20 protein-coding genes and 1 tRNA gene are annotated in these 22,736 nt (G+C 70.9%); 10 read left to right on the forward strand and 11 right to left on the reverse strand.

From position 1 onward, the window contains the following. Positions 1-30: 30 nt before the first annotated feature. Positions 31-2,031, forward strand: a complete 2,001-nt coding sequence (locus tag TEK04_RS15665) for an alpha-ketoacid dehydrogenase subunit alpha/beta (RefSeq protein WP_336405285.1) — start codon at positions 31-33, stop codon at positions 2,029-2,031. A 105-nt stretch (positions 2,032-2,136) separates the two neighbouring features. On the opposite strand, the gene TEK04_RS15670 is transcribed toward TEK04_RS15665, so the two are convergent. The 4 genes from TEK04_RS15670 to TEK04_RS15685 form a co-directional block, all read right to left on the reverse strand. After that, positions 2,137-2,946, reverse strand: a complete 810-nt coding sequence (locus TEK04_RS15670; RefSeq protein WP_336405286.1) for an enoyl-CoA hydratase/isomerase family protein — start codon at positions 2,944-2,946, stop codon at positions 2,137-2,139. 8 nt (positions 2,947-2,954) lie between these two features. Next, positions 2,955-4,202 (reverse strand): acyl-CoA dehydrogenase family protein, encoded by a 1,248-nt coding sequence (locus TEK04_RS15675; RefSeq protein ID WP_336405287.1) that lies wholly within the window; start codon positions 4,200-4,202, stop codon positions 2,955-2,957. Further along, entirely contained in the window at positions 4,202-5,299 is a 1,098-nt protein-coding gene (locus TEK04_RS15680) for a phosphotransferase family protein (protein ID WP_336405288.1), read from the reverse strand. The genes TEK04_RS15675 and TEK04_RS15680 overlap by 1 nt, the downstream gene beginning before the upstream one ends. Before the next feature lie 102 nt (positions 5,300-5,401). Continuing rightward, complete coding sequence (locus tag TEK04_RS15685) at positions 5,402-6,928, reverse strand: MFS transporter (protein WP_336405289.1); 1,527 nt, start codon at positions 6,926-6,928, stop codon at positions 5,402-5,404. Between the two features lie 178 nt (positions 6,929-7,106). Between TEK04_RS15685 and TEK04_RS15690 the strand changes: the two genes are divergently transcribed. After that, positions 7,107-7,817, forward strand: coding sequence for a TetR/AcrR family transcriptional regulator (locus TEK04_RS15690; RefSeq protein ID WP_336405290.1), 711 nt, complete (start codon positions 7,107-7,109; stop codon positions 7,815-7,817). Between the two features lie 38 nt (positions 7,818-7,855). On the opposite strand, the gene TEK04_RS15695 is transcribed toward TEK04_RS15690, so the two are convergent. Then, positions 7,856-8,485 carry a TetR family transcriptional regulator gene (locus TEK04_RS15695; protein WP_336405291.1) on the reverse strand — a complete coding sequence of 210 codons (630 nt, stop codon included), beginning with the start codon at positions 8,483-8,485 and terminating at the stop codon, positions 7,856-7,858. A gap of 89 nt (positions 8,486-8,574) precedes the next feature. Here TEK04_RS15695 and TEK04_RS15700 point away from each other — a divergent pair, with 89 nt between their 5' ends. Further along, a complete protein-coding gene (locus TEK04_RS15700; protein WP_336405292.1) occupies positions 8,575-9,660 on the forward strand; it encodes a zinc-binding dehydrogenase in 1,086 nt (361 codons plus the stop codon). 53 nt (positions 9,661-9,713) lie between these two features. Here TEK04_RS15700 and TEK04_RS15705 read toward each other — a convergent pair whose 3' ends face one another. Both TEK04_RS15705 and TEK04_RS15710 read right to left on the reverse strand, forming a co-directional pair. Then, positions 9,714-10,868, reverse strand: a complete 1,155-nt coding sequence (locus TEK04_RS15705; RefSeq protein ID WP_336405293.1) for a thiolase family protein — start codon at positions 10,866-10,868, stop codon at positions 9,714-9,716. A 167-nt stretch (positions 10,869-11,035) separates the two neighbouring features. Then, positions 11,036-11,956, reverse strand: coding sequence for a LysR family transcriptional regulator (locus TEK04_RS15710; RefSeq protein ID WP_336405294.1), 921 nt, complete (start codon positions 11,954-11,956; stop codon positions 11,036-11,038). 158 nt (positions 11,957-12,114) lie between these two features. Between TEK04_RS15710 and TEK04_RS15715 the strand changes: the two genes are divergently transcribed. From TEK04_RS15715 to TEK04_RS15740, 6 genes are all read left to right on the forward strand, one after another. After that, positions 12,115-13,611 (forward strand): aldehyde dehydrogenase family protein, encoded by a 1,497-nt coding sequence (locus tag TEK04_RS15715; RefSeq protein ID WP_336405295.1) that lies wholly within the window; start codon positions 12,115-12,117, stop codon positions 13,609-13,611. Positions 13,612-13,783: 172 nt separating this feature from the next. After that, a complete protein-coding gene (locus tag TEK04_RS15720) occupies positions 13,784-14,926 on the forward strand; it encodes an acyl-CoA dehydrogenase family protein (RefSeq protein WP_336405296.1) in 1,143 nt (380 codons plus the stop codon). Next, positions 14,923-16,002 carry an enoyl-CoA hydratase/isomerase family protein gene (locus tag TEK04_RS15725; protein ID WP_336405297.1) on the forward strand — a complete coding sequence of 360 codons (1,080 nt, stop codon included), beginning with the start codon at positions 14,923-14,925 and terminating at the stop codon, positions 16,000-16,002. Before TEK04_RS15720 ends, TEK04_RS15725 begins: the two co-directional genes overlap by 4 nt. Further along, the gene (mmsB, locus tag TEK04_RS15730; RefSeq protein WP_336405298.1) at positions 16,002-16,958 is read left to right on the forward strand and encodes a 3-hydroxyisobutyrate dehydrogenase; all 957 of its coding nucleotides are present in this window, start codon (positions 16,002-16,004) and stop codon (positions 16,956-16,958) included. Before TEK04_RS15725 ends, mmsB begins: the two co-directional genes overlap by 1 nt. Next, positions 16,955-17,743, forward strand: coding sequence for an enoyl-CoA hydratase (locus TEK04_RS15735; protein ID WP_336405299.1), 789 nt, complete (start codon positions 16,955-16,957; stop codon positions 17,741-17,743). The genes mmsB and TEK04_RS15735 overlap by 4 nt, the downstream gene beginning before the upstream one ends. Positions 17,744-18,105: 362 nt before the next feature. After that, positions 18,106-18,675, forward strand: a complete 570-nt coding sequence (locus tag TEK04_RS15740; RefSeq protein WP_336405300.1) for a helix-turn-helix domain-containing protein — start codon at positions 18,106-18,108, stop codon at positions 18,673-18,675. Between the two features lie 47 nt (positions 18,676-18,722). Here TEK04_RS15740 and TEK04_RS15745 read toward each other — a convergent pair whose 3' ends face one another. The 4 genes from TEK04_RS15745 to TEK04_RS15760 form a co-directional block, all read right to left on the reverse strand. Further along, on the reverse strand, positions 18,723-20,087 hold the full coding sequence (locus TEK04_RS15745; RefSeq protein WP_336405301.1) for an MDR family MFS transporter: 1,365 nt from the start codon (positions 20,085-20,087) through the stop codon (positions 18,723-18,725). 592 nt (positions 20,088-20,679) lie between these two features. Then, positions 20,680-21,267: a hypothetical protein gene (locus TEK04_RS15750; protein ID WP_336405302.1), complete on the reverse strand. Its 588-nt coding sequence runs from the start codon at positions 21,265-21,267 to the stop codon at positions 20,680-20,682. Beyond that, positions 21,264-21,815, reverse strand: a complete 552-nt coding sequence (locus tag TEK04_RS15755; RefSeq protein ID WP_336405303.1) for a hypothetical protein — start codon at positions 21,813-21,815, stop codon at positions 21,264-21,266. Before TEK04_RS15755 ends, TEK04_RS15750 begins: the two co-directional genes overlap by 4 nt. Positions 21,816-21,966: 151 nt before the next feature. Continuing rightward, positions 21,967-22,040 (reverse strand) — tRNA-Gly (locus tag TEK04_RS15760). Positions 22,041-22,115: 75 nt separating this feature from the next. Here TEK04_RS15760 and TEK04_RS15765 point away from each other — a divergent pair. Further along, positions 22,116-22,736 carry a methyltransferase domain-containing protein gene (locus TEK04_RS15765; protein WP_336405304.1) on the forward strand — a complete coding sequence of 207 codons (621 nt, stop codon included), beginning with the start codon at positions 22,116-22,118 and terminating at the stop codon, positions 22,734-22,736.

Raw genomic sequence — 22,736 nt, forward strand, 5'->3', positions numbered from 1 at the left:
CCGCCGCACCTGCCAACCCCAGGAGACCTCGTGACCGCCACCCCCACCACCGCCATCCCGGCGGTGGACACCGTCGATGCGGACCTCGCCCGACGCATCTTCACGACGATGGCCCTCAGCCGAGCCGTCGAGGACCTCATGAAGGTCCACCTCAAGACCACCCGGTTCGACGGCTGGTGGCACCCGGGCGAAGGACAGGAAGGCGCGGCCGCCGGCGCGGTAGCAGCCCTGGCCACCGACGACTACCTGTTCTACCAGGGGCGCGGTGTCACGTGGGCGATCGGCAAGGGCCTGGACCTGGACCGGTTGTTCGGCGACCTGTTGGCCCGCACCACCGGCGCCACCCGGGGCAAGGGCGCGGGCGTGCCGCACTGGGCCGACCCCGCCATCGGCCTGATGGGTGAGGGGGCCACCCTCGGCTCGGTGTTCCCCCTCGCCGGCGGCGCCGCGCTCGCCGAGTGGGTACGCGGCGGCCACCGGGTCGCACTGGCCGACTTCGGTGACGGCACTGCAGCTCGCGGCACCTTCCACGAGACGCTGCTCGAGGCCGCGACCTGGAAGCTGCCGATGGTGCTGTTCTGCGAGAACAACGACGTGTCGGTCAACGAGCCCTTCGGCGCACACAGCCCGACCAAGACCGTCGCCGAGCGCGCCTCGGCCTACGGGGTGCCCGGAGTGCACGTCGACGGGCAGGACGCCCTCGCGGTCCACCGCGCCGTCAGCGAGGCGGTCGCCCGCGCCCGTGCCGGCGAAGGCCCCACAGTCATCGAAGCCCGCACCTACCGGGTCGGCCCGCACGCCTTCGGTGTGCCCACCCCCGAGGACCGCCCCGACCTGGTCGGGTACCGCGACCCGCTGGAGGTCCACGCCGACTACCTGCCCGAGGAAGAGCGCGAGCAGATCCGTCAGCAGGCCGTCAGCGACGTGCAGGCGGCCTACGAGCGCGCCTTGGCAGCCCCGGTCGCCGGGGTCGAGGTGCTCGGCCGCGACGTCTTCATCGACTACGACCAGCCCGTGGAGTCCTCCCTGGAAGGCCGTGAGCTGGTGCGCACCCGCTATGCACAGGCCGTGGGCATGGCCATCGTGGAGGAGATGCGGCGCGACTCGGAGGTGTTCTTGCTCGGTCAGGGCATCGCCAACGGTGGCTGGTTCGGCGGCGAGCGGGGGCTGGCCGACGAGTTCGGCTACCGGCGGGTGCTCAACACCGGCATCACCGAGGCGTTCATGTGCGGGGCCGTGGTCGGTGCCTCCATCGCCGGCGCCCGACCGGTCTTGCAGCTGGGCTTCGGTGGGTTCACCCTCATCGGCGGCGACGAGGTCTACCACAAGCTGGGCAAGTGGAACGAGATGCACGGCGGCGTCTTCGACCAGATCCCCGGCGTCATCATCGCCCCGATCGGCCCCAACGCCGGCAGCGGCCCCGAGCACGGCACCAACATCGAGGTGCTGGGTATGCACTTCCCCGGCCTCAAGGTCGTCGTCCCGGCCACCGCCGCCGACGCCAAGGGGTTGCTCAAGGCCGCCATCCGTGACCCCAACCCGGTTCTGTACCACCAGGTGTTCCCGCTGCAGTTCGACCGCGGCATGGTGCCCGTGGAGGACGACTTCATCATCCCGATCGGCAAGGCCAAGGTGGCCCGCGAGGGCAGCCACATCTCGCTGATCACCTACGGCTACCTGTACAAGCGGGCCATGGAGGTCGCCGAGCAGCTGGCCGGAGAGGGCATCGACGTCGAGGTGGTGGACCTGCGCTCGCTGGTGCCCCTGGACTGGGAGACCGTTCTGGCGAGCGCGGACAAGACCGGCAAGGTGTTGGTGCTGCACGACGCGGCCCTCACCGCGGGCCCCGGCGCCGAAGTGGTCGCCGGCATCGCCGAAGCCTCGGGCAAGGGCGAGATAGGCCCGGTGCGGGCCCGCAGGCTCGCCGGGATGGACGCAGTCGCCCCCCAGATCATCGCGCTGGAGGAGGCCCTGCTGCCCACGGCTGAGCTGATTGCCGACACGGTGCGGGAGATGGTCGCCCAGCAGTAACCCGCGCAGAGCACGACGACGGGTCCCCGCCAGCGGCGGGGGCCCGTCGTGGTCGTTCGGGGGGACGTCGGCGAGCGCGGGTCGGGGGCACGCGCCGGTGGCCGCTCAGCGGTTGCGGTACACCGCGGGGCGCTTGGCGCGGAAGGCGGCCAGCGCCTCAGCCATGTCCGCGGTAGCCATGGTCAGCACCTGGTTGCGGTTCTCCAGCTCCATCGCTGCCCGCAGCGAGGGAGCGTCGATGTTGGTCTGCAGGACCTGCTTGGTCAACCGGATGCCGAGGGGAGAGTGCGCAGCGATGGAGGCTGCGATGGTGCCTGCGGCCCCCAGCAGGTCCTCGGCCGCCACGACACTGGTGACCATGCCCATCTGCAGGGCGTCCTCGGCGGACACGCTGCGGCCGGTCAGCAAGATCTCACTCGCCCGACCGAGCCCGACAATGCGCGGCAGCAGCCAGGAGGACCCCACGTCCCCACCGCTGAGCCCGATCCGGATGAACGCGGCACTGAACACCGCCGTCGGTGCCGCCACCCGGACGTCCGCGGCCAGCGCCAAGCTGAAGCCGGCTCCGGCAGCCGGCCCGTTGACCGCGGCGATCACCGGTACGGTGATCTCGCGCATGGCCAGCGTCGCCGCCCCCCACCGTTCCTGCGCGGCCGCAAGGTCGGGGGTGGCGCGTTCGGGCAGTGTGGCGGCCTCGGTGAGGTCCATCCCCGCGCAGAACCCCCGTCCGGCTCCGGTGAGGATGACCACCCGGACTGCCGGGTCGCTGCCCAGGGCGTGCAGGGCGCGGGGCAGTTCGTCGAACATCGCCGGCGACAGCGCGTTGAGCTTGTCCGGGCGGTTGAGCGTCACCGTCGCCACGCCCTGGTCCTGGCTGACCAGCAGCGTCTGCCATCCCGTCGGGGCCCCGGTCACGGCTGGCTTCACGACGACGCCGCCGAGCCGGTCACGTCCGTGGCGGTCTGGCGCTTGAGCTCCCGGCGGGCCAGCACCATCCGGTGCACCTCCTCTGGGCCGTCGGCGAACCGCAGACCGCGCGTCTGCGCCCACAGGGCCGCCAGCGGGAAGTCAGCGGTCAGGCCGGCGGCACCATGCACCTGGATGGCGCGCTCGACGACCCACTCGGCAACGGTGGGAGCGGCAATTTTGATCTCGGAGATCTCGGTGGCTGCCCCGCGTGCGCCGACGGTGTCGATCAACCAGGCGGTGCGCAGCACCATGAGCCGCAGCTGGTCGATCTTCACGCGTGCATCGGCGATGTCGGCCATGACCGTGCCGTGCTCGGCCAGCGGCCGCCCGAAGGCCACCCGGGTCGACGCGCGGCGGCACATGAGCTGCAGGGCGCGCTCGGCCATCCCGATCAGACGCATGCAGTGGTGGATGCGCCCAGGACCCAGGCGTGCTTGCGCGAGCGTGAAGCCCTCGCCGGGAGAGCCCAGGAAGTCCGTGCGTTCGACGACGACGTCGTCGAACACGACTTCCCCGTGTCCGCCGTGGGTCTGGTCGTAGAAGCCCATGACGCTCAGTCCGCGGCGCACGTCGACACCGGCGCGCTCACGCGGGATGCACACCATGGAGTGCTGGGCGTGGCGGGGGGCGTCGGGGTCGGACACCGCCATGACGATGAGCAGCTGGCAGTCGCTGGACATGACACCGGTGGACCACCACTTGCGCCCGCGCAGCCGCCAGGTGCCGTCGGGCTGGGCCTCCAGTCGGGTGGCGATGTTGCTGGCGTCGGAGCTGGCCACGTCGGGTTCGGTCATGCAGAACGCCGACCGCAGTTCACCGGCCAGCAGCGGGGTCAGCCAGCGCTGACGTTGCTTCGCGTCGGCGGCCAGTTCCAGCAGCTCCATGTTGCCGGTGTCCGGCGCTGCGCAGTTCAGAGCTTCCGGTGCTATCGCTGGACTCCAGCCGGTGATCTCGGCCAGCGGGGCGTACTGCTGGTTGGTCAGGCCGGCCCCGTGCTCGGAGTGGGGCAGGAAGAGGTTCCACAGGCCGCGACGGCGGGCCTCGGCCTTCAACTCCGCCATCAGCGCCGGCCGCTCCCAGCTGAAGGGGGCGTGCGGGTCGGTGGGCTCGAAGGTGTGCTCGGCGGGGAAGACGTGGTCGCGCATGAAGTCCCACAGCTGCTGCTGCAGTTGCTGGGTGCGCTCGTCGTAGGCGAAGTCCATCAGTCCTCCTGGTCGGCGGTCAGCAGGTCACGTCCGCGGTCGACGAGTTCGGGCACCATCGCCCCGATCCGGTCGAAGCCCTCGCCGGAGGTGTGCCCGCTGGTGTAGCGGTGGTGGATCCCTTCGCAGATGACGGCGAACTTGTAGACGGCGAAGGCCCGGTACCACGCGGTGCGGTGGGGCTGGATGCCACTGATGGTCGTGTAGCGCTCGGTGAGGGTGTCGAAGTCAGGCCACCCCGGCACCTCTGCCGGGGTGGCCGCGATCGGGTTGTCGATGCCGGCCCAGCCTTCCCAGTACAACCAGGACAGGGCCAAGTCGGCGAGCGGGTCGCCGAGGGTGGACATCTCCCAGTCGAGCAGGGCGGCGACGCGCGGCTGAGCGCCGAGGGTGACCACGGCGTTGTCCAGCCGGTGGTCACCGTGCACGACCGTGCTCCGCGGGGAGGCCGGGACAGCTCCGGTCAGTGCCGCGCCGAACTCGGCGAACCCCTCGACGTCGCGGTGCAGCGAGGACTGCAGCTGGGTTCCCCAACGGCGCACCTGCCGCTGCAGGTACCCCTCGGGCCGGCCGAAGGTGTCCAGTCCGACGCCGGCGGGGTCGATGGCGTGCAACGCGGCGAGGCTGTCGACGAAGGCGGTCGCCAGGGCCGGGGCCTGGTGGACGGGGACGGCTGCCATGTCCTGGGCCGTGCGCAGGACGCTGCCCTGCACGCGGTCCATCACGTAGAAGGAGGCCCCGATGACGCCGGGGTCATCGCAGAACCCGGTCGTGGTCGGCACCGGCACGTCGGTGCCGGCGAGCGCGGACATCACGCGGTACTCCCGGCCCATGTCGTGGGCCGTGGCCAGCACATGGCCCAGCGGTGGGCGGCGCAGGATCCACTCCCGGTCGCCGTCGGTGAGGACGTAGGTCAAGTTGGACCGCCCGCCCGAGAGCAGGCTGACCTGCAGGTGCTGCGGTGGGTCTGCGGGCAGCCAGCGGGCCATCCGGTCGGTGAGGGCCTGCACCTGGGCGGGGCTGAGTTCGGCGGTGGGGGAGGTGCCGGTGTCGTCGTCGGTCTCGCGAACGACGGGCGCGGATGAGGTGGCGCTCACGGGTGCCTTCCAGGGTCGTGCCGGTGCTGAGCCGGCCGGGGGACGACGTCGACTCCGGCCGCGGGGGCGGCCGGAGTCGACGTCAGGACGGGCGCTGCGAGGTCAGGCCGCTGCCTCGACGGAGGCGGGCCGGCGGCCGTGGCGCATGACCGCGGTGGCGACCAGACCGACCACGGCCAGCCCGGTGGCCAGCCAGTAGACGGCGGTGAAGCCGCCGCCGCCGTAGATGGGGGCCCCCTCGACCAGGTTGATGACGTTGCCGCCCAGGATCACGAAGATCAGCTGGACCGCGACCGCCGAGCCCAGCGAGCCGACGACCCCCACCGTCGTGGCGGTCACCGCCTGGAGCTTCAGCGGAGTGGCGCTGATGACCAGGTTGGGGATCGCCGCGCTGACCAGACCGCCACCGAACCCGTAGACCAGGTAGCCGATGAGGATCCAGGCGGTGGTGTCGTGCTGGACGGCCAGCGACGCCGAGCCCAGGGCCATGAGGGCGAAGCCGGCGAGGTTGGGCAGTCGGGCGCCGCTGCGCTCGGCCAGCCAGCCGACGAGGAAGCCCATGGCCACCGAGGCGACGCCGGCGACGGCGGTGATGCGGGCCATGTAGCTGGCGTCCTGGCCGAGGCCGTAGGTCAGGCCCAGGGCGATCGGGGTCTGCACGATGTAGGCCAGCAGCACGAACTGGATGACGATGACGGCCTGACCGGTGAACTGCGCGATGACGGTGGTGACGACGCCCCGGCTGCGCAGCACGACGAGGTCGATCAATGGCTCGGTGATCCGACGCTCGTAGAAGCCCCAGCCGACCAGCAGCAGCACACCCAGCCCGGCCACCAGCACGAACGTCGCCGAGTCCCAGCCCCAGGTCGCCCCTTCGCCCAGCGCGTAGAGCAGCACACCGATGCTGGCACCCAGCAGCAGGCCGCCGACCCAGTCGATGGAGGTGCGGACCCGGATGGGGGTCTCGGGCACCACGAAGAACAGGGCGGCTCCGATGACGACCGGGAAGACCGCCAGGGCGGTGAACACGCCCCGGTACCCGAAGTTGTCGATCAGCAGGCCGGCGAAGATGGGGCCCACGATGGTGGTGATGCCGATGCCGGCGGTGGCCACGCTGACGGCCAGGGCCATCAACTTCTTCGGGAAGATGTCCCGCATCAGCGAGTAGGTGATCGGCACGATGGCGATGCCGAAGCCCTCGATGGTCCGGCCCACGAGGGCGATCTCGAAGGTGGGCGCAAGGGCGACGATGGCCGAACCCACGGCCATGGCGCCGGCGGTGATCAGCAGCCACTTCTTCTTGCCCTGCCGGTCGGCCAGCTTGCCGATCAGCGGGGCGCTGATGGCGCCGGCCAGGGAGAACAAGGTGGAGACCCAAGCGATCTGCGTGGTGCCGAAAGCGGTGGCCATCTGGGGCAGAGCCGGGGTGACCAGGTTGAAGGCGTAGGCCACCTCCTCGGACAGGAGCGCCAGGATCACCAGGACCCCGATCCAGTAACCGGTGGACCGGGCGGGGGTCGGGGGAGCCTCGCCGGTGGCCGCGTCGACCACCGTGCCGGCCTCGGGGCGACCGACGACCTCGATGTCGTTGTTGGGCTTCACGGGGCCCACCCCGGTGCTCGCGCTCATGGCGTGCCTTCCTACGTCAGGGAGCCACTTTGTGTGACTGCGGGCACAGTAAGTTCGATCGCGTGATTCGGTCAATCGAATCGATCAGGTGATTGCATGACGAAAACTGCAGATGCGGTGTGTCAGGGTGTGCACCAGGGTGCACCGGCAGAGGAGGATCCAACGTGGGAGTACAGGCGTGGTAGCCCGCCCCCGGGGGGGCGCAGCCGACGGGGACGCCACCCGCGCCGCCCTCATCGAGGCAGCCTTGCGGCTGTTCACCACGCAGAGCGTGGACTCGGTGTCCGTCCGCGCCATCAACCGGGAGGCGGGAGTCGCACCGGCCGCCGTCCACTACCACTTCGGCTCCAAGGAAGCCCTCGTGGTGGCCGCCGTCGAGCGCTACGGCCTCGCCGTGAACGCCACCATCACCGCCCACATCCAGCGACTGCTCGAGGCTCCCGGGCAGCCAGACCCCGCGGACCTGGTGGCCGTCCTCGCCGACGCCTACCGACACCTGCTGGTCGACCACCCGGTCTACGGCCGGGCCTGGCTGAACGTGGTGGCGCAGCTCAGCGATGCGGCTGACCCCTGGTTCTCCGAGTCGCAGGCGCCGGTGGATGCGCTGCTGCACCAGCTGGCCCGGCGCGTGTTCCCCGATGCGGCGAGCGAGCGGGTGCGGACGGCAGTGAGGCTAGGAGCCCTCACCCTCATCCGGATGACCGTGCAGGACGGCGTCGTGGCCTTGGCTGATGTCCCGACCGATCAGCTGGCCGAGGTCGAGCACCCCGACCGCGGCGCCCGCCGGGCAGGTGCCGCGCGGGCGACGACCGTCGCACCGGCGCGGGCCGAGCCCGGCATGCTCGCCAGATTCGTCGCCGGCGGTCTCGTCGCCGCGATCAACGGCTGATGGCGGCGACCCACCCGCCGGCTGCTCCCTCGCGGCTGTCAGGTCGTCTCGAGGACCTCAGGGAGCAGGTCGAGCGTCGAGTCGAGTTCGCCGGCCAAGTCGTCCAAGTTGGCCGACCCCGATTCGGCCCACCGCCGCTGGGCGACCCGGTGCGCCGACGAGAAGACCTCGACCACCAGCTCGGCGAGTCCACGCGTGGTGCCCCGGTGATGGGTAAGGGCTTCCACCATCGCTGCACGGTGCGCCTCTGACCGGTGTGCGTCTGTGGCGGCCAGCCCAGGGTTGGCGGACAGCAGCGCGACAGCGACCGCGTGCTGCTCGTCGAGCCTCTCCTCTCGCAACGCCTGCCACGTGAGCGCACTGCTCCTCCGCAGAGCCTGCAGCGGAGGTTCCGTGGGCGGCCGCAGGCGCAGCAGTTCCAGGAACCGGCCTTCAACGGCTCGTACTGGCTCCAGCGCAACGTCTTCCTTGGTGAGGAAGTACCGGAAGAACGTCCGCTGGGACACATCGACTGCGTCAGCGATCTGGTCGACGGTGGTGGCGTCGAAACCTTGGGCGGTGAACAGCTCGGCCGCCGCTGCCAGCAGCGCAGTCCGTGTCTGGACCTTCTTGCGCTCCCGTCGACCGATGGTCTCGGGAGAGGTCTGCACCGCTGCATCGGCCGCCATGCCCGAACCCTACCGAGACCGATCCGCATGCGTCAGTCTGTGCCAGATGGCAGTGTGCGGCACATTGTCCGAGCTGGGGGGAGAGCCTGATGCGAGCAGCTGTTCTGCACGAGGGAGAGTTCACGGTCACCGATGTCGAGTTGCCGGCGCTACGGTCTGATCAGATCCGGGTCCGCCCGCTGGCCAACGGCATCTGCGGCAGCGACCTGTCAGCCATCACCCACACCGAGGACTTCCTGGCCGCCAACCGGGCCGCCGGCACCCTGAGCTTCGACTTCGACCCGGCTCGGCCGCTGGTGATGGGGCACGAGTTCACCAGCCAAGTCCTCGAGGTCGGCGCCGACGTGAGCGGCTTCCAGGTGGACGACGTCATCTTCACGCTGCCGTGGGTGGTGGACGGAGCTGGGGTGATGCGCACCGTCGGCTACTCCAACGACTACCCCGGTGGGCTGGGCGAGGAGGCCATCGTCGGTGGTTCCGGGCACGTGAAGCTCCCGCCCGGCACGGACCCCCTCCTGGCCGCCACGTTGGAGCCCATCGCCACCGGCGTCAACGGCGTGCTGCGGACCGACCCGCGTCCTGGGGACGCCGCCCTGGTCACCGGCGCCGGACCGGTCGGGCTGGGGGCAGTGGTCGAACTCGCGGCCCGCTCCATCTCGCCGATCGTGGTCTCGGACCCCTCCTCCGTGCGACGGGAGCTGGCCCTGGCCTACGGCGCCACCCACGTCGTGGACCCCGCCGACGCCGACCCGGTGGACACCGTGCAAGCGCAGGCGCCCGGCGCCCGCATCGTGGTCATCGAGGCCTCCGCGGCGCCCGGGCTGCTCACCGGCCTGATCGATCGGTGCCCAGCACACACCGTCTTTGGGGTCGTTGGATCGAACACCCGCCCTGACCAGCTGCGCACGATGACCGCAGTCATCAAGAACGCGACCCTGCTCTTCGTGACCGGCCCGGCCCGCACCGAGCGGCGCTATGAAGCGTTGTGGCGCGCGGCCGAGCACCTGCAGGCTGAACGGTTCGACCCCGCTTTGATGGTCACCGGCTGGACCGGTCTGGCCGGGGTGCCGGCCGCGGTCGCTGCCTTGCGCCCGGGGCACGGACAGATCGAGCACGTCAAGATCCTCGTGTGCCCGGAGTCGGACACTCCTGGACTCAGCAGCACCCGGCCCTGAGCGAGCCGCTCCCCTGGCGGTCGCGTCCGCAGCCGCCAGGGGAGCAGTGCGAATCAGCGCTGGAGGTTCTCCACCAGCGTGGCGTTGGCTTGCCCGCCGCCCTCGCACATCGTCTGCATGCCGAAGCGCTGCCCGGTGGCCACCAACCGGTGCACCAGGGTGGTCATCAACCGCGCGCCGCTGGCCCCCAGCGGGTGGCCCAGGGCGATCGCACCGCCGTCGGGATTGACGCGCGCCGGATCCACTCCGGTCTCGGCCAGCCACATCAACGGGATCGACGCGAATGCCTCGTTGACCTCGAACGTGTCGATCTCGGCCAGGGCCACCCCTGAACGTTGCACCAAGCGCTGCGTCGCCGGTACCGGAGCGGTCAGCATCCAGACGGGGTCATCCGCTGCGACCACGGTGGTGTGGATGCGGGCCATCGGCGTCAGACCCAGCCCCCGCGCGCGCTCGCTCGTGGTGATCAACAAGGCAGCGGCCCCGTCGGAGATCTGGCTGGCGTTGCCGGCAGTGACCACGCCGTCAGCCTGGAACGGGGTCCGCAGCTGCGCGAGGGACGCCACAGTTCCGCCCTGCCGTATGCCCTCGTCCACGCTCACCGTGCCGCCGTCGGTGGACACCGCGGCGATCTCGGACTTCGAGGCCCCGGCGTCGCGGGCGTGCGCAGCGCGAGCGTGGGAGGCCAGGGCGAACTCATCGAGCTGCTGGCGCGACAGCGACCAGCGGGCGGCGATCATCTCGGCAGCGAGCCCCTGATGGGGGGCATCAGGGAACCTGCGGTGGAACAGCGGGGAGTAGGGCTGCGAATGTTCCCCCGCCCCGACGGTGGACCCCATGGGTACCCGGCTCATCGACTCCACGCCGCCGGCGACCACGACGTCGGCCTGTCCGCTGATCACCGTGGCTGCGGCTGTGGCCAAGGCCTGCTGGGACGAGCCGCACTGGCGGTCCATCGTCGTGGCCGGTACCGACGTCGGCCAGCCGGCGGCCAGCACGGCGGTCCGCCCGATGTTGAGGGTCTGCTCCCCGACCTGGGTGACGCAGCCCCAGAACACGTCCTCCACCACAGCCGGGTCCAGACCGGTGCGCTCGGCCAGGGCCATCAGGACGGTCGCGGAGAGATCAGCCGGGTGCGTGCCGGACAGGCCCCCGTTGCGCCGCCCGACCGGTGTCCGGACTGCTTGGCAGATGACCGCGTCGCGCACGAGCTCTCCTCGTCGACCGCGCGCACCGGGCGGTGCGCTGCAGGGTCGACCCTGCGTGCGTGGGTCGCGGCTGTCGATGACCGTCCCGGCACAACTCGTCTGCACGGGTGCACCGGCCGGCCGCCGTGCCGTAGGGCCGCTGCAGGTCAAGGTCGCAGCGCGACGGATCAGGAGCGGGGGCGGCGGGTGGCAGGACCGGGGTCGAGCAGCACGCGTGCGGCGTGCTGCTCGATGGAAGTGGCTGCAGCCAGCACCTCGCTGCGCCGCAGGTTCTCCGGTCGTGCGCTCATCCAGTAGGTCAACCGGGTTCGGGCCTGCTCGGGCAGCACCCGTTGCAGGGAGGGCTCACCGTCGGCCAAGTACACCGGCAGCAGCGCCACCCCTGCTCCGCGACGGGCCATCTCCAGTTGGGCCAGAACGCTGGTGGCCCCCACCAAAGAACTGCGGCGGGGGAAGAGCCGCTCGATGAGGTCCAGGTCGGAGACCTGCAGCATGGATTCCACGTAGTAGATCGGAGTGTGCCCGTCCAGGTCGGTCAGAGTGCGGGGCGTCCCGTGGGTGTCCAGGTAGGCGGCACTGGCGTACAGACCGAGGTCGTAGTCACCGAGCCTGCGCACCTCCAGCCGCTGAGACGGGGGTCGGGTCACTCCGATGTCGAGGTCGGCGGCCGGTCCGTACGTGGGCGTGGGGCGGGTGACCGAGGCAAGCTCGAAGCTGACGGCGGGATGGCGTGTGCGCACGCTGGTCAGTGCCGGGGCGACCACCGTGATGCCGAACACCTCGGTGGATGACACCCGAACGAGACCACGCAGGCCTTGCTCGGCGGTGTTGTCCCGGCCCGGGGCGGTGGCCAAGGCGGCCTCGATCGCCTCGCCGACCTGCAGCATCCGGCGGCCGGCTGCGGTGAGCTCCCAGCCGCCGGCGGCACTGACCAGCAGTCGCTCCCCGGCTGCGCGTTCAAGAGCGCGTAGCCGGCGGGCCACGGTCGTGTGGTTGATCCCCAAGGCCGACGCCGCGGCGGTGTGGGTGCGGCCCCGGGCCACGGCTACGAGGACCAGCACGTCGGTGGGGTCGACCGAAGCGCTCACCTCGACCTCCTCACGGTCCCTGAGGGATGCACTGTAGTGCAGATCCCCGCTGCAGGTTTCGTCATCGACTGCAGTCCTGTGCACACCCAGGATGTGGGCGGCGGCACAACCGACCGTGGTTGGCCCCATCATCTGCACCGACTGCCCGGGAGGCACCCATGACCGTCGCTCCGCTGACCTTGGAGGCGCTGCTGGCCCGCGGCGACGTCGGCATGCACGTGGGCGGGCGAACCGTCGAGGCCGCCTCGGGGGAGTGGATCGAGGTGTTCTCCCCCTCTCGTACGGGGACCACCTTGGGGCGTGTGCCGCGGGGTGGCGCCGTCGACGTCGACGCCGCCGTGACCTCTGCCCGGGCAGCGCTGCCGTCGTGGCGTGCGCTGCCGGCCGCGGCCCGCCAGCAGGCGCTACTGGCCATCAGTGCCAGCATCAGCGCCCACGCCGAGGAGCTGGCCTTGCTCACCGCTGCCGACACCGGCAATGCGCTGCGGACGCAGGCCCGGCCGGAGAGCCAGACGCTGGCCAACCTGTTCCGCTACTTCGCCGGGGTCGCCACCGAGGTGAAGGGTGTGGTGCTGCCGGCCGGCGATGGCCAGCTGCAGTACTCCATCCGCCAGCCGCTGGGCGTAGTGGGGGCCATCCTGCCGTGGAACTCCCCGCTGATGATCGCCGGGATGAAGATCCCGGCAGCGATCGCGGCAGGCAACACGATCGTGGTCAAGGCCGCCGAAGACGCACCGTTGACGGTGCTGCGGCTGGCTGAGCTCTGCGCGGAGCACCTGCCCCCGGGGGTGGTCAACGTGCTGACCGGGTACGGCACCGAGTGCGGGGCCGCACTGGTCGCCCACCCTGGGGTGGACAAGGTCAGCTTCACGGGGTCGACCGCGGTGGGGCGCACCGTGGGGGAGACTGCCGGCGGGCGGCTGGCCCCGGTGTCGTTGGAGCTGGGGGGCAAGAGCCCGAGCATCGTGTGGCCGGATGCCGCCGGCCCCGACACCGTCGAGGGCATCGTGACCGCGATGCGGTTCACCCGGCAGGGCCAGTCCTGCACTGCGGGGTCACGGTTGTTCCTGCACGAGGACATCTACGACGAGGTCCTCGATGGCGTGGTGGGCCGGCTGCGCCAGCTGGTGGTCGGCGACCCGCTGGCGGAGGCCACCGACATGGGTGCGCTGATCAACCGCAAGCAGTTCGATCGGGTGTGCGACTACGTGGCCGAAGGGCGTGCGCGCAGCGACATCACCGTCGCCCTCGACGGTCAGGAGCAGGTGCCCGGCGACCTGGAGGGGCTGTACCTGGGCCCCACGGTGTTCTCCCGAGCCGACAACACCTGGCGGCTGGCCCGGGAGGAGATCTTCGGCCCGGTCATGGTCGTCATCCCGTGGCGGGAGGAGGCCGAGGTGCTCGCCATGGCCAACGACAGCCACTACGGCCTGGCCGCCTACCTGTGGTGCCACGACTTGGACCGCGCTCTGGGGGCTGCAGCGAAGGTCGATTCGGGCTGGGTGCAGGTCAACCAGGGTGGAGGGCAGCTGGTCGGTCAGTCCTACGGCGGCATGAAGGGCAGCGGCATCGGCCGGGAGTTCTCCCTGGAAGGGATGCTCGAGTCCTTCACTCAGATCAAGCAGGTCAACGTCAAGATCGGCGTTCCCGCCTGACCCGTGGCCGCCCGGGGTCGGCGCTGCGGCCCGACCCGCGGGCGCCCCGGACCGCTCGGTCTCGGTGCGACGGACGGGACCATCCGGCAGTGCTTGGACTTCCAAGGACCCCTTCGATAGCATTGTGACAGTCGCTGACACTTGAGTGTCGCTGTCGAGATGAGGAGTACGGGTGTTCGCCCTCTCGCAAGACCAGAAGGACCTGGCCGGCATGGTCAACGACTTCGCCGCCAAGACGATCGCCCCGCACGCCGTGGAGTGGGACAAGAACAAGCACTTCCCGATCGACGTGCTGCGCGAAGCCGCCGAGCTGGGCATGGGCGGCATCTACACCAACGAGGACGTCGGCGGCTCCGGTCTGGGGCGCTTGGACGCCGCCCTGATCATCGAGGCGTTGGCCACCGGCTGCCCCTCGATCGCCAGCTACGTCTCCATCCACAACATGGTCGCCTGGATGATCGACGAGTTCGGCAACCCCGAGCAGCGTGCCGCCTACCTGCCCGACCTGTGCACGATGACCAGCCTGGGCAGCTACTGCCTGACCGAGCCCGACGCCGGCTCCGACGCCGCAGCCATCGCCACCCGGGCTGTGCGCGATGGCGATGACTACCTGCTGACCGGGGTCAAGCAGTTCATCTCCGGGGCCGGCGCAGCCGGCACCTATGTCGTGATGGCTCGCACCGAGGACACCGGCTCCCGCGGAATCACCGCCTTCATCGTCGGGGCCGACAGCGCCGGCCTGTCCTTCGGACCCAACGAGGTCAAGATGGGCTGGAACGCCCAGCCCACCCGGCAGGTCGTCCTCGACCGCGTCCGGGTCCCCGCCGCCGACCGGCTCGGTGACGAAGGCGATGGGTTCAAGATCGCCATGTCCGGACTCAACGGCGGGCGCGTCAACATCGCCGCCAGCTCGCTCGGTGGCGCGACGGCGGCGCTGAGCAAGGCCATCAGCCATCTGCAGGACCGACGCGCCTTCGGGCGCTCGTTGGCCTCCATGCAAGCGCTGCAGTTCCGGGTCGCGGACATGTCGATCAACCTCGAGGCGGCCCGGATGCTGCTGTGGCGCGCGGCATCGGCGCTGGACACGCGCGAACCGGGCTACCAGCAGCTGTGCGCCCAGGCCAAGAAGTTCGTCACCGACGCCAGCTTCGCCGTCGCCAACGACGCCCTGCAGATGCACGGCGGCTACGGCTACCTCGCCGAGTACGGCCTGGAGAAGATCGTGCGTGACCTGCGGGTCCACCAGATCCTCGAAGGCACCAACGAGGTCATGCAGCTCATCGTCGGCCGCGCCCTGCTGGGGACAGCGGCGTGAGCAAGGACCAGCTGGACTCCGTGCTGGTCTCGGTGCACAACGGCGTCGGTCGGCTGTCGCTGAACCGCCCGCGCCAGATCAACGCCCTCTCGCACCCGATGGTCGGACTGCTGCAGGACGCCCTGGACCGATGGCGCGCCGACCCGGAGGTCCGCGTCGTGGTGCTCACCGGAGAGGGTGAGCGTGGCTTCTGCGCCGGCGGAGACATCCGGGCCATCTACGACGACGCCCGCGCCGGCACGGACACCTCGCTCGAGTTCTGGGCTCATGAGTACCGGCTCAACGCCACCCTGGCCACCTACCCCAAACCGGTGGTCGCCTTCATGGCCGGCATCGTGATGGGCGGCGGTGTCGGCCTGGCAGTCCACGCCAGTCACCGGGTGGTCCGCGAGGACTCCGTCGTGGCCATGCCCGAAGTCGGCATCGGGTTCACCCCCGACGTGGGCGGCCTGTTCGTGTTGTCCCGGTCACCTGGGCAGGTCGGTACCCACCTGACCCTCACCGGGGACCGGATGGTCGCCGCCGACGCGCTCTACGCAGGCTTCGCCGACCACTTCATCCCGGCCGCCCGCTGGGAGCAGGCACTCGCGGCCCTCGAGACCACCGACCCCGGCGCAGCACTGCGGGCGTTGAGCACCGAACCCGACGAGCCCTGCGAACTTCAACCGCAACGCGAGTGGATCGACGCCTGCTACGCAGCCGACCGCATCGAGGACATCCTCGGGTCGCTGGCCGCCCACCCCGACGAACGAGCACGAGCCACCGCGGAACGGCTGCGATCGCTGTCCCCCACCGCTCTGAAGGTCAGCCTCCGCGCCCTGCGCGCGGCGGCCGGCGACGAGGACGTCAGCCAGACGTTGCAGCGGGACCTGCGGGTCTCCGCCCGCAGCCTGGCCGGGCACGACTTCCCCGAAGGCATCCGCGCCCAGGTCATCGACCGCGACCGCACCCCCCGCTGGCTGCCCGCCGAACTGGGCGAGGTCACCGACGCCGACGTCGAGGCCTACTTCGCCGACCTCGGCGATCGCGAGCTGCAGATCCCCCAGCCCAGCAGCCCCACGACCAAGGAGTCCTGATGACCACCACCCCTGCGGCCGAACCCGCACACCGGCCCGTCCCTGCCGGGGCATCCGGCGTCATCGCCTTCATCGGCCTGGGCAACATGGGTGGGCCCATGGCGGCCAACCTGGTGCGCGCCGGCTACCGGGTGCAGGCATTCGACCTCGCCGAACCGGCCTTGGCCGCAGCCCGCGATGCCGGGGTGACGGTGGCCACCGACGCGGGCGAGGCCGCTCGCGGCGCCGACGTGGTCATCACCATGCTCCCGGCCGGCCGCCACGTGCTGTCCACCTACTCCGGTGGACTGCTGGACGCCGCACCGGCCGGCGCCTTGTTCATCGACTGCTCCACCATCGACGTCGCCGATGCCCGCAAGGCAGTCGAAGCCGCTCACGCAGCCGGCAAGCGCGCCCTGGATGCACCCGTGTCCGGAGGCACCACCGGGGCCACCAACGGCACCCTGACGTTCATGGTCGGGGGCGCCGACGCCGACGTCGATGCCGCCCGGCCGGTGCTCGAGGCCATGGGTCGCAAGATCGTGCACTGCGGGGGCAGCGGCGCCGGGCAGGCCGCCAAGCTGTGCAACAACATGCTGCTGGGCATCCAGATGATCGGGGTGGCTGAGGCCTTCGTGCTGGCCGAATCCCTCGGCCTGTCCCAGGAGGCACTGTTCGAGGTCTCCAGCACCGCCACCGGCCAGTGCTGGGCGTTGAACACCAACTGCCCGGTCCCCGGCCCCGTGCCCACCAGCCCAGCCAACCGCGACTACCAGGGTGGCTTCGCCGTCGCCCTCATGGCGAAGGACCTCGGCCTGGCCACCACCGCCCTGGACGCCGGAGGTCTGGGATCCCCGCTCGGCCGCCTCGCCGCCCAGGTCTACGGCGACCTGGCCACCACCGACCGCGCCGGGCAGGACTTCTCCACCGTCATCAACGTCCTGCGCGAGCGCACCGCCACCGCGACCCAGTCATGACCGACCTGCAGACCATCCGCGTCGACCGCGATCCCGAAGGTCACGACCGGGTCGTACTGGTCACCCTCAACCGACCCAAGGCGCTGAACGCGCTCAACACCGAGCTGATGACCGAGCTCACCCACACCCTCGGCGAGCTCGACGCCGACCCCGCCGTCGGGGCCATCGTCATCACCGGCTCTCCCCGGGCCTTCGCCGCGGGGGCCGACATCAAGGAGATGGCCGAGCAGACCTTCGCCGACGTCTACACCGGCCAGTGGTTCGGCGCCTGGGACACCCTCGCGGGCGTGCGCACACCGCTGATCGCTGCGGTCGCCGGGTATGCCCTGGGCGGGGGCTGCGAGCTGGCGATGATGTGCGACATCCTTCTGGCCGCCGACACAGCAGTGTTCGGGCAGCCCGAGATCAAGATCGGGGTCATCCCCGGCATCGGCGGATCGCAGCGGCTGACCCGCGCCATCGGCAAGGCCAAGGCAATGGACATGTGCCTGACCGGACGGAACATGGACGTCACCGAGGCCGAGCGGGCCGGGCTGGTCGCCCGCATCATCCCCGCCGACGAGCTGCTCGAGCAGGCGCTCGCCGTCGCCGCGACGATCGCCGGCATGTCCAAGCCGGTCACGATGATGGCCAAGGAGGCAGTCAACCGCGCATTCGAGACCACCCTGGCCGAAGGTGTGCGTTTCGAGCGGCGGCTGTTCTACTCGACCTTCGCGATGGCCGACCAGCGCGAGGGCATGAAGGCCTTCGTCGAGAAGCGGCCCGCGTCCTTCCAGCACCGCTGAGCTGTGGTCGGGTTCCCGCCCACACGCCTCCGCGCAGCTCAGGTCACCGCCGGGCCTGAGCAGGTCTCCCTCCTGGCTCAGGCCTTGACCGCCTGGCGGGTCGAGCTCGGGTTGTCCGTGCCGAAGGCCGCGGTGCGACTGGGGGTTACCGAGACCACAGTGGTCCGCTGGGAACGAGGGGTTCGCCCGCACCCACTGGCGCACCCGCGCACCGCGGCGGTCATGCAGCTCGATCCCCCTGGATCGCTTGAGCCTGCGGAACGTCCTCCGGGAATCGCGACTGCGGGCAGCGCGCCTGGCCGCTGGCCTGACCAGCGGCCAGGTCGCGCTGCGGCTCGGTGTGACCGCTCAGCGGTGTCCCGATGGGAGGCCGGACTCACACGCCCGTCCTGGAACGCGCGAGAGGACCTCGCGCGCCTGCTCAAGGTCCAGCCCGGCCGGTTGGACGACCTGGTCGGGGAGGCTCCGGTCACCGGTCGCGTGCTGCCGGGCTGGCCCAGCTCAGGCGTGACCGTGGGCTGTCCCACCGCGCCCGGGCGGCCCACCTACCCATCTCCCACAGCGCACTCGCGCGTCGGGAACGGGGCCGGGCCGTGCCCACCGAGCCGATGTCCGACCTCGCTCACGCCGTGGGCCTCTCCCTCGAAGCCTTCCTCACTGCGGCCGACCGTCCCAGAAGCGTTCACCGCGTATCCGAGCAACGTGGCCGGCTGCGGGGGCGGGCCGGGATGACGCAGGCCGACGTGGCAGCGCAGCTGCAGATCGCGACGGGCACGCTCTCCCGCCTCGAGGTGTTCGTCGTCGGGGACATGATGAGCCTGGACCAGCTGCCCGGCGTCGCCCAGCCCTCGACGCTCGAGGGCCGGAGTTCCCGACCGAGCAGGCCGGAGAAGCGCTGTTGTCCACGGCCGGTTGAGCACCAGCACGCATGAGGCGGGCCACCGGCGCTCAGTCGTCGACGTGGTGCACCCCGGCGTGCTCAGTGCACAACGGCCTGCGACGCCCTGCGTGCGCCGGACCCCCGCACGAAGAGGACGCCGACCACGCTGATGATCGACAGTCCAGCACCGACGGTGAAAGCCAGCTGCACCCCGACGATGGGTGCGTTGTCGCCGACGTGGCCGGCTTGGGCCATCAAGGTGATGAACAGCGCCGTACCGGTCGCACCCGCGAGCTGCTGAACCGTGTTGATCATGGCGCTGCCGTGGGAATGGAGCTCGGCAGGTAGCGCCCCCAGCGCAGAGGCCAACAGCGGGGTGAGCACCGAGGACAGGCCGGCGCTTAGCAGGGTGTGCAACGCCGCGACCACCGGCAGCGGCGTGTCCACGTCCAGGGTGGTGAACCCCCAGAGCGCGGCGCACAGGGCGATCGCTCCCGGCAGCGCGATGGGCTTGGGGCCGATGCGGTCGCACAGTCGGCCGGTGATGGGGGAGACCACCGCCATGGACAGCCCGCCGGGCAACAGGATCAGGCCTGTCACCAGGGTGCTGACGCCCAGGACGTTCTGCAGGTACACCGGGAGCACGATGAGTGCCCCGAACAGAGCCAGCATGCTGATGGCGATGATGAGGGCCGCGACGGTGAAGCTCCGGGTCGCGAACACCTGCACCGACAGCAGGGCTGCGTCCCGCCGCTGCAGGACCCGCTGGCGCATGGTGAAGACCACGAGGGCCATTGCGCCCACCGTCAGCGGCACCCACGCGGGGACGAGCGGCTCGGCTTCGGCGGACTCGCCGATCGTGCTCAGGCCGAACACCAGGCCGCCGAAGGCGAGTGCGGCCAGCGGGACCGACACGAAGTCCAGGGCGACGGCACGCGTCCGGGTCACGTTGGTGACCCTCCATGCGCCCAGCAGCAGGGTCAGCAGCGCGATCGGCAGCACCAGCCAGAACAACCATCGCCACCCCAAGCTCTCCAGGACCAGCCCCGAGATGGTGGGACCGATGGCTGGGGCCACGGCGATGACGATGGCGATCCGTCCCATCATTGCCCCGCGTCGGGACACCGGGACGACGGTAAGCACGGTGGTCATCAGCAGCGGGATCATGATCGCCGTCCCGCAGGCCTGCACGACTCGACCGGCCAACAGTGCAAGGAAGCCCGGCGACACAGCCGCCATCAGCGTGCCCGCCGCGAAGAGGGCCATGGCGGTGGTGTAGAGCCTGCGCAGGGAGAACCGGGCGATGAGGTATCCGGTCATCGGGATGACCACGGCCATGGTGAGCAGGTAGCCGGTGGTCAGCCACTGCGCGGTGCTAGCGGTGATCTGCAGCTGGACCATGAGGGTTGGCAGCGCGACGCTCATGACCGTCTCGTTCAAGATGACGACGAACCCCGCGGTCATCAGCAGGCCCAGAACTACTCCGCTCCCGGCGGGTAGCTCCTCCCGGCTGCGGGTCCGCGCCGTAGAACGGTCGGAGCTGGTGTCGACTGCAGAACCCACGGTGCTCCTCCGGGCGGCGACATGTCCCGGCTATCTTGTCAGTGACTGACAGAATTTGTCACGGTCGTCTCGGCGGCGCGTCCGGCTGCACCGGCGCACCGGACCGCCGCCTGGAGGCCAACGATCGGCCGCGCGCCATCAAGCGCACCGCGTGGGCGCATCCGCAGGGGCACGTGGTGGCCAGCCGCCTCGTCCAGGACCCCGAGGGCACCCGCGCCCTCGCAAGGGGGAAACCGGCAACGGATGTTCGCGGGCACTCGCGGCGGAGTTCGAGTGTGGCTGCAGGAGTTGGGCCAGGTTGCTGGACGGGCCTCTGGTTGACCTGCTGGCGGCGTCGACGTCGTCGACGCCTCGCTCTGGGGCATTGACGCAGAACAGCCCCTCCGCCGAGATGCTCAGCGACAGCGAGCGGCTCGCCGTGCTGGGCACGCTCCGGGAGGCGGGACCCTGTGCATCAGGCTGAAGCGGCGCCGTCCTCGCGGGTAGAAGGAGCTCAGTGCATCGCGGCGGCGATGCTCAGGGCGGCGGTGACGCCGCCGGCCACATAGGCAGCGCACCACAGCGCGGCGCGGGTCCGCAGTCTGCGGGTGACCGGGTAGTCGCCGGGAGCCCAGTCGGTGAGGGTCGTCCAGGTCCGGCCGGTGGCCTCCTCGATGCGGACGATCATCCGGCGGGCCGAGACGTAGCGGCTGATGCTGCCGACCAGGGACGGGGCGCTGCCGGCGAAGCCGACGCGGCGCCCGGACCGCAGGACGACGTCGAAGCCGTTGCGGTGGTCGAGGTAGCCGATGTCGTCGAGGGTCGCGGTGTAGGTGAAGACGGTGTTGACCACCTCGAGGTGCGTGCCGCGGAGGCGTAGCTTGCTGGTGCCCAGCAGGATCGGCTGCACCCCGATGCCCGTTGACACCGCGGCGAACGCGACGATCGGCAGCAGTCGACCGTCGGGGTCGGCGATCGGAGCGAACGCCAGCGTCATGAACACCGAGACCAGCAGCATCACGGCGGCGACGCCGCGCAGTCCGGCGTTGGCTGGAATGGTGAGCCGAGGCCCGGCCGGTGCGGTGCCGTGTCGATCGGTCACGTCCGGGACTCTGGGCGCAGGGCCGCGCGCACGGTGTGCACTGCGGTGCCCAGCGCTGCCCGCAAGCACCGCAGCTCGGCGGCGGTCCAGCGGGGCCGGTAGGTGTCGACACCGGCCAGCCACGGGATGTTGGCGACGGTGAGCTTGCGGTGGCAACGTGCCTGCACGGAGTTCAAGGGCGGGTAGGCGCCGGTGCGGGTGGCGACCAGGTCCCACTGCAGGTTCCACAAGGTCAGCCCCGCCACGGGGTCCAGTGGCATGCCGGGTCGGTTCAGCCAGGTCTGCACCGAGCGGCCATCGACGGTGTCCTCGGCCGCCACGTCGGCGCTCGGCCCGGTCGGGGCGGCCGACCAGCCGGCCTGGCGAGCATGGCGGCGGCAGGCGTCGACGGTCGCCCAGGTCAGCACCTGGCCGTCGGCCGTGGCCACCCGGTCGACGTCCCCGTCGGTGCCCCACCAGACGAAGCGGGCCCAGTCGTCGAGCAGCACCTGGACCGCGCGCCCGTCGTCGGGCACCTGCGCGTCCTGGTCGTCGGCGGTCTCGGTCACGGTCGACATCCTGCTCGTCGGACCGACACCCCTCTGCAGGCGCGACGAGCGGGCCGGTCGTGTCCGGGTCGACTGGGCCCAGGGTCATCGATGGTCCTGCTCGGCAGCCCGGAACGATCTCCTGGTGAGGCTGTTGACCTGCGGCCTCGCGTGGAGCGGGTGACGAGAATCGAACTCGCACTGTCAGCTTGGGAAGCTGATGTTCTACCATTGAACTACACCCGCGTGGTGCGCGAACGAACACTACCGCAGTGCCCCGGTCGACCGGCAGACACCCCCGCACCGGTCCAGACTCGGTGGGTGAGCACGGACCCCTACGCCGGCTTCCCACCCGGGTTCTTCGAGCGCGACGACGACCGCCCCGACGACGTCTTCTACGCCCCGCCGCGGCTGGTCACCCACATCGACGACCGGGCGACCGCCGCCGTCGGCGCGCTGTACACCGAGCTGGGCATCACCGGTCGGGCCCTGGACCTCATGTCCTCGTGGGTCTCGCACTTCGAGCAGCCGCCGGCCGAGCTGGTCGTCCTGGGCATGAACGCCGAGGAGCTGGCCGCCAACCCCGCCGCGACCGAGCGCATCGTGCACGACCTCAACGCCGACCCGCGCATCCTGCTGCCCGACGCCGACGTCGACGCGGTGGTCTGCTGCGTCTCGATCGACTACCTGACCAGGCCGATCGAGGTGCTCACCGAGGCGGCGCGGGTGCTGCGCCCGGGCGGCGTCCTGGCGATCACGTTCTCCAACCGGTGCTTCCCGACCAAGGCGGTGCGCGGCTGGCTGGCGACGTCCGACGAGCAGCACGGCCCGCTCGTGGCCGAGCTGGTGCGCCGGGCCGGCGGGTTCGCCGAGCCCCGGGTGGAGCGGCGCACCCCGCCGGGGCCCGGCGACCCGCTCTGGGCGGTGACCGCGGTCAGGTGA

Origin of the sequence: Klenkia sesuvii (assembly GCF_037083825.1) — a bacterium.
GTDB classification, from domain to species: Bacteria; Actinomycetota; Actinomycetes; order Mycobacteriales; family Geodermatophilaceae; genus Klenkia; species Klenkia sesuvii.

Bases quoted from the DNA above. Each gene is read 5' to 3' on its own strand.
- TEK04_RS15735 (WP_336405299.1), top strand. From the start codon at position 16,955: ATGACCGACCTGCAGACCATCCGCGTCGACCGCGATCCCGAAGGTCAC.
- mmsB (WP_336405298.1), top strand. From the start codon at position 16,002: ATGACCACCACCCCTGCGGCCGAACCCGCACACCGGCCCGTCCCTGCC.
- TEK04_RS15675 (WP_336405287.1), bottom strand. From the start codon at position 4,202: ATGGACTTCGCCTACGACGAGCGCACCCAGCAACTGCAGCAGCAGCTG.
- TEK04_RS15745 (WP_336405301.1), bottom strand. From the start codon at position 20,087: ATGACCGCGGGGTTCGTCGTCATCTTGAACGAGACGGTCATGAGCGTC.
- TEK04_RS15715 (WP_336405295.1), top strand. From the start codon at position 12,115: ATGACCGTCGCTCCGCTGACCTTGGAGGCGCTGCTGGCCCGCGGCGAC.
- TEK04_RS15700 (WP_336405292.1), top strand. From the start codon at position 8,575: ATGCGAGCAGCTGTTCTGCACGAGGGAGAGTTCACGGTCACCGATGTC.
- TEK04_RS15695 (WP_336405291.1), bottom strand. From the start codon at position 8,485: ATGGCGGCCGATGCAGCGGTGCAGACCTCTCCCGAGACCATCGGTCGA.
- TEK04_RS15685 (WP_336405289.1), bottom strand. From the start codon at position 6,928: ATGAGCGCGAGCACCGGGGTGGGCCCCGTGAAGCCCAACAACGACATC.
- TEK04_RS15740 (WP_336405300.1), top strand. From the start codon at position 18,106: ATGGGAGGCCGGACTCACACGCCCGTCCTGGAACGCGCGAGAGGACCT.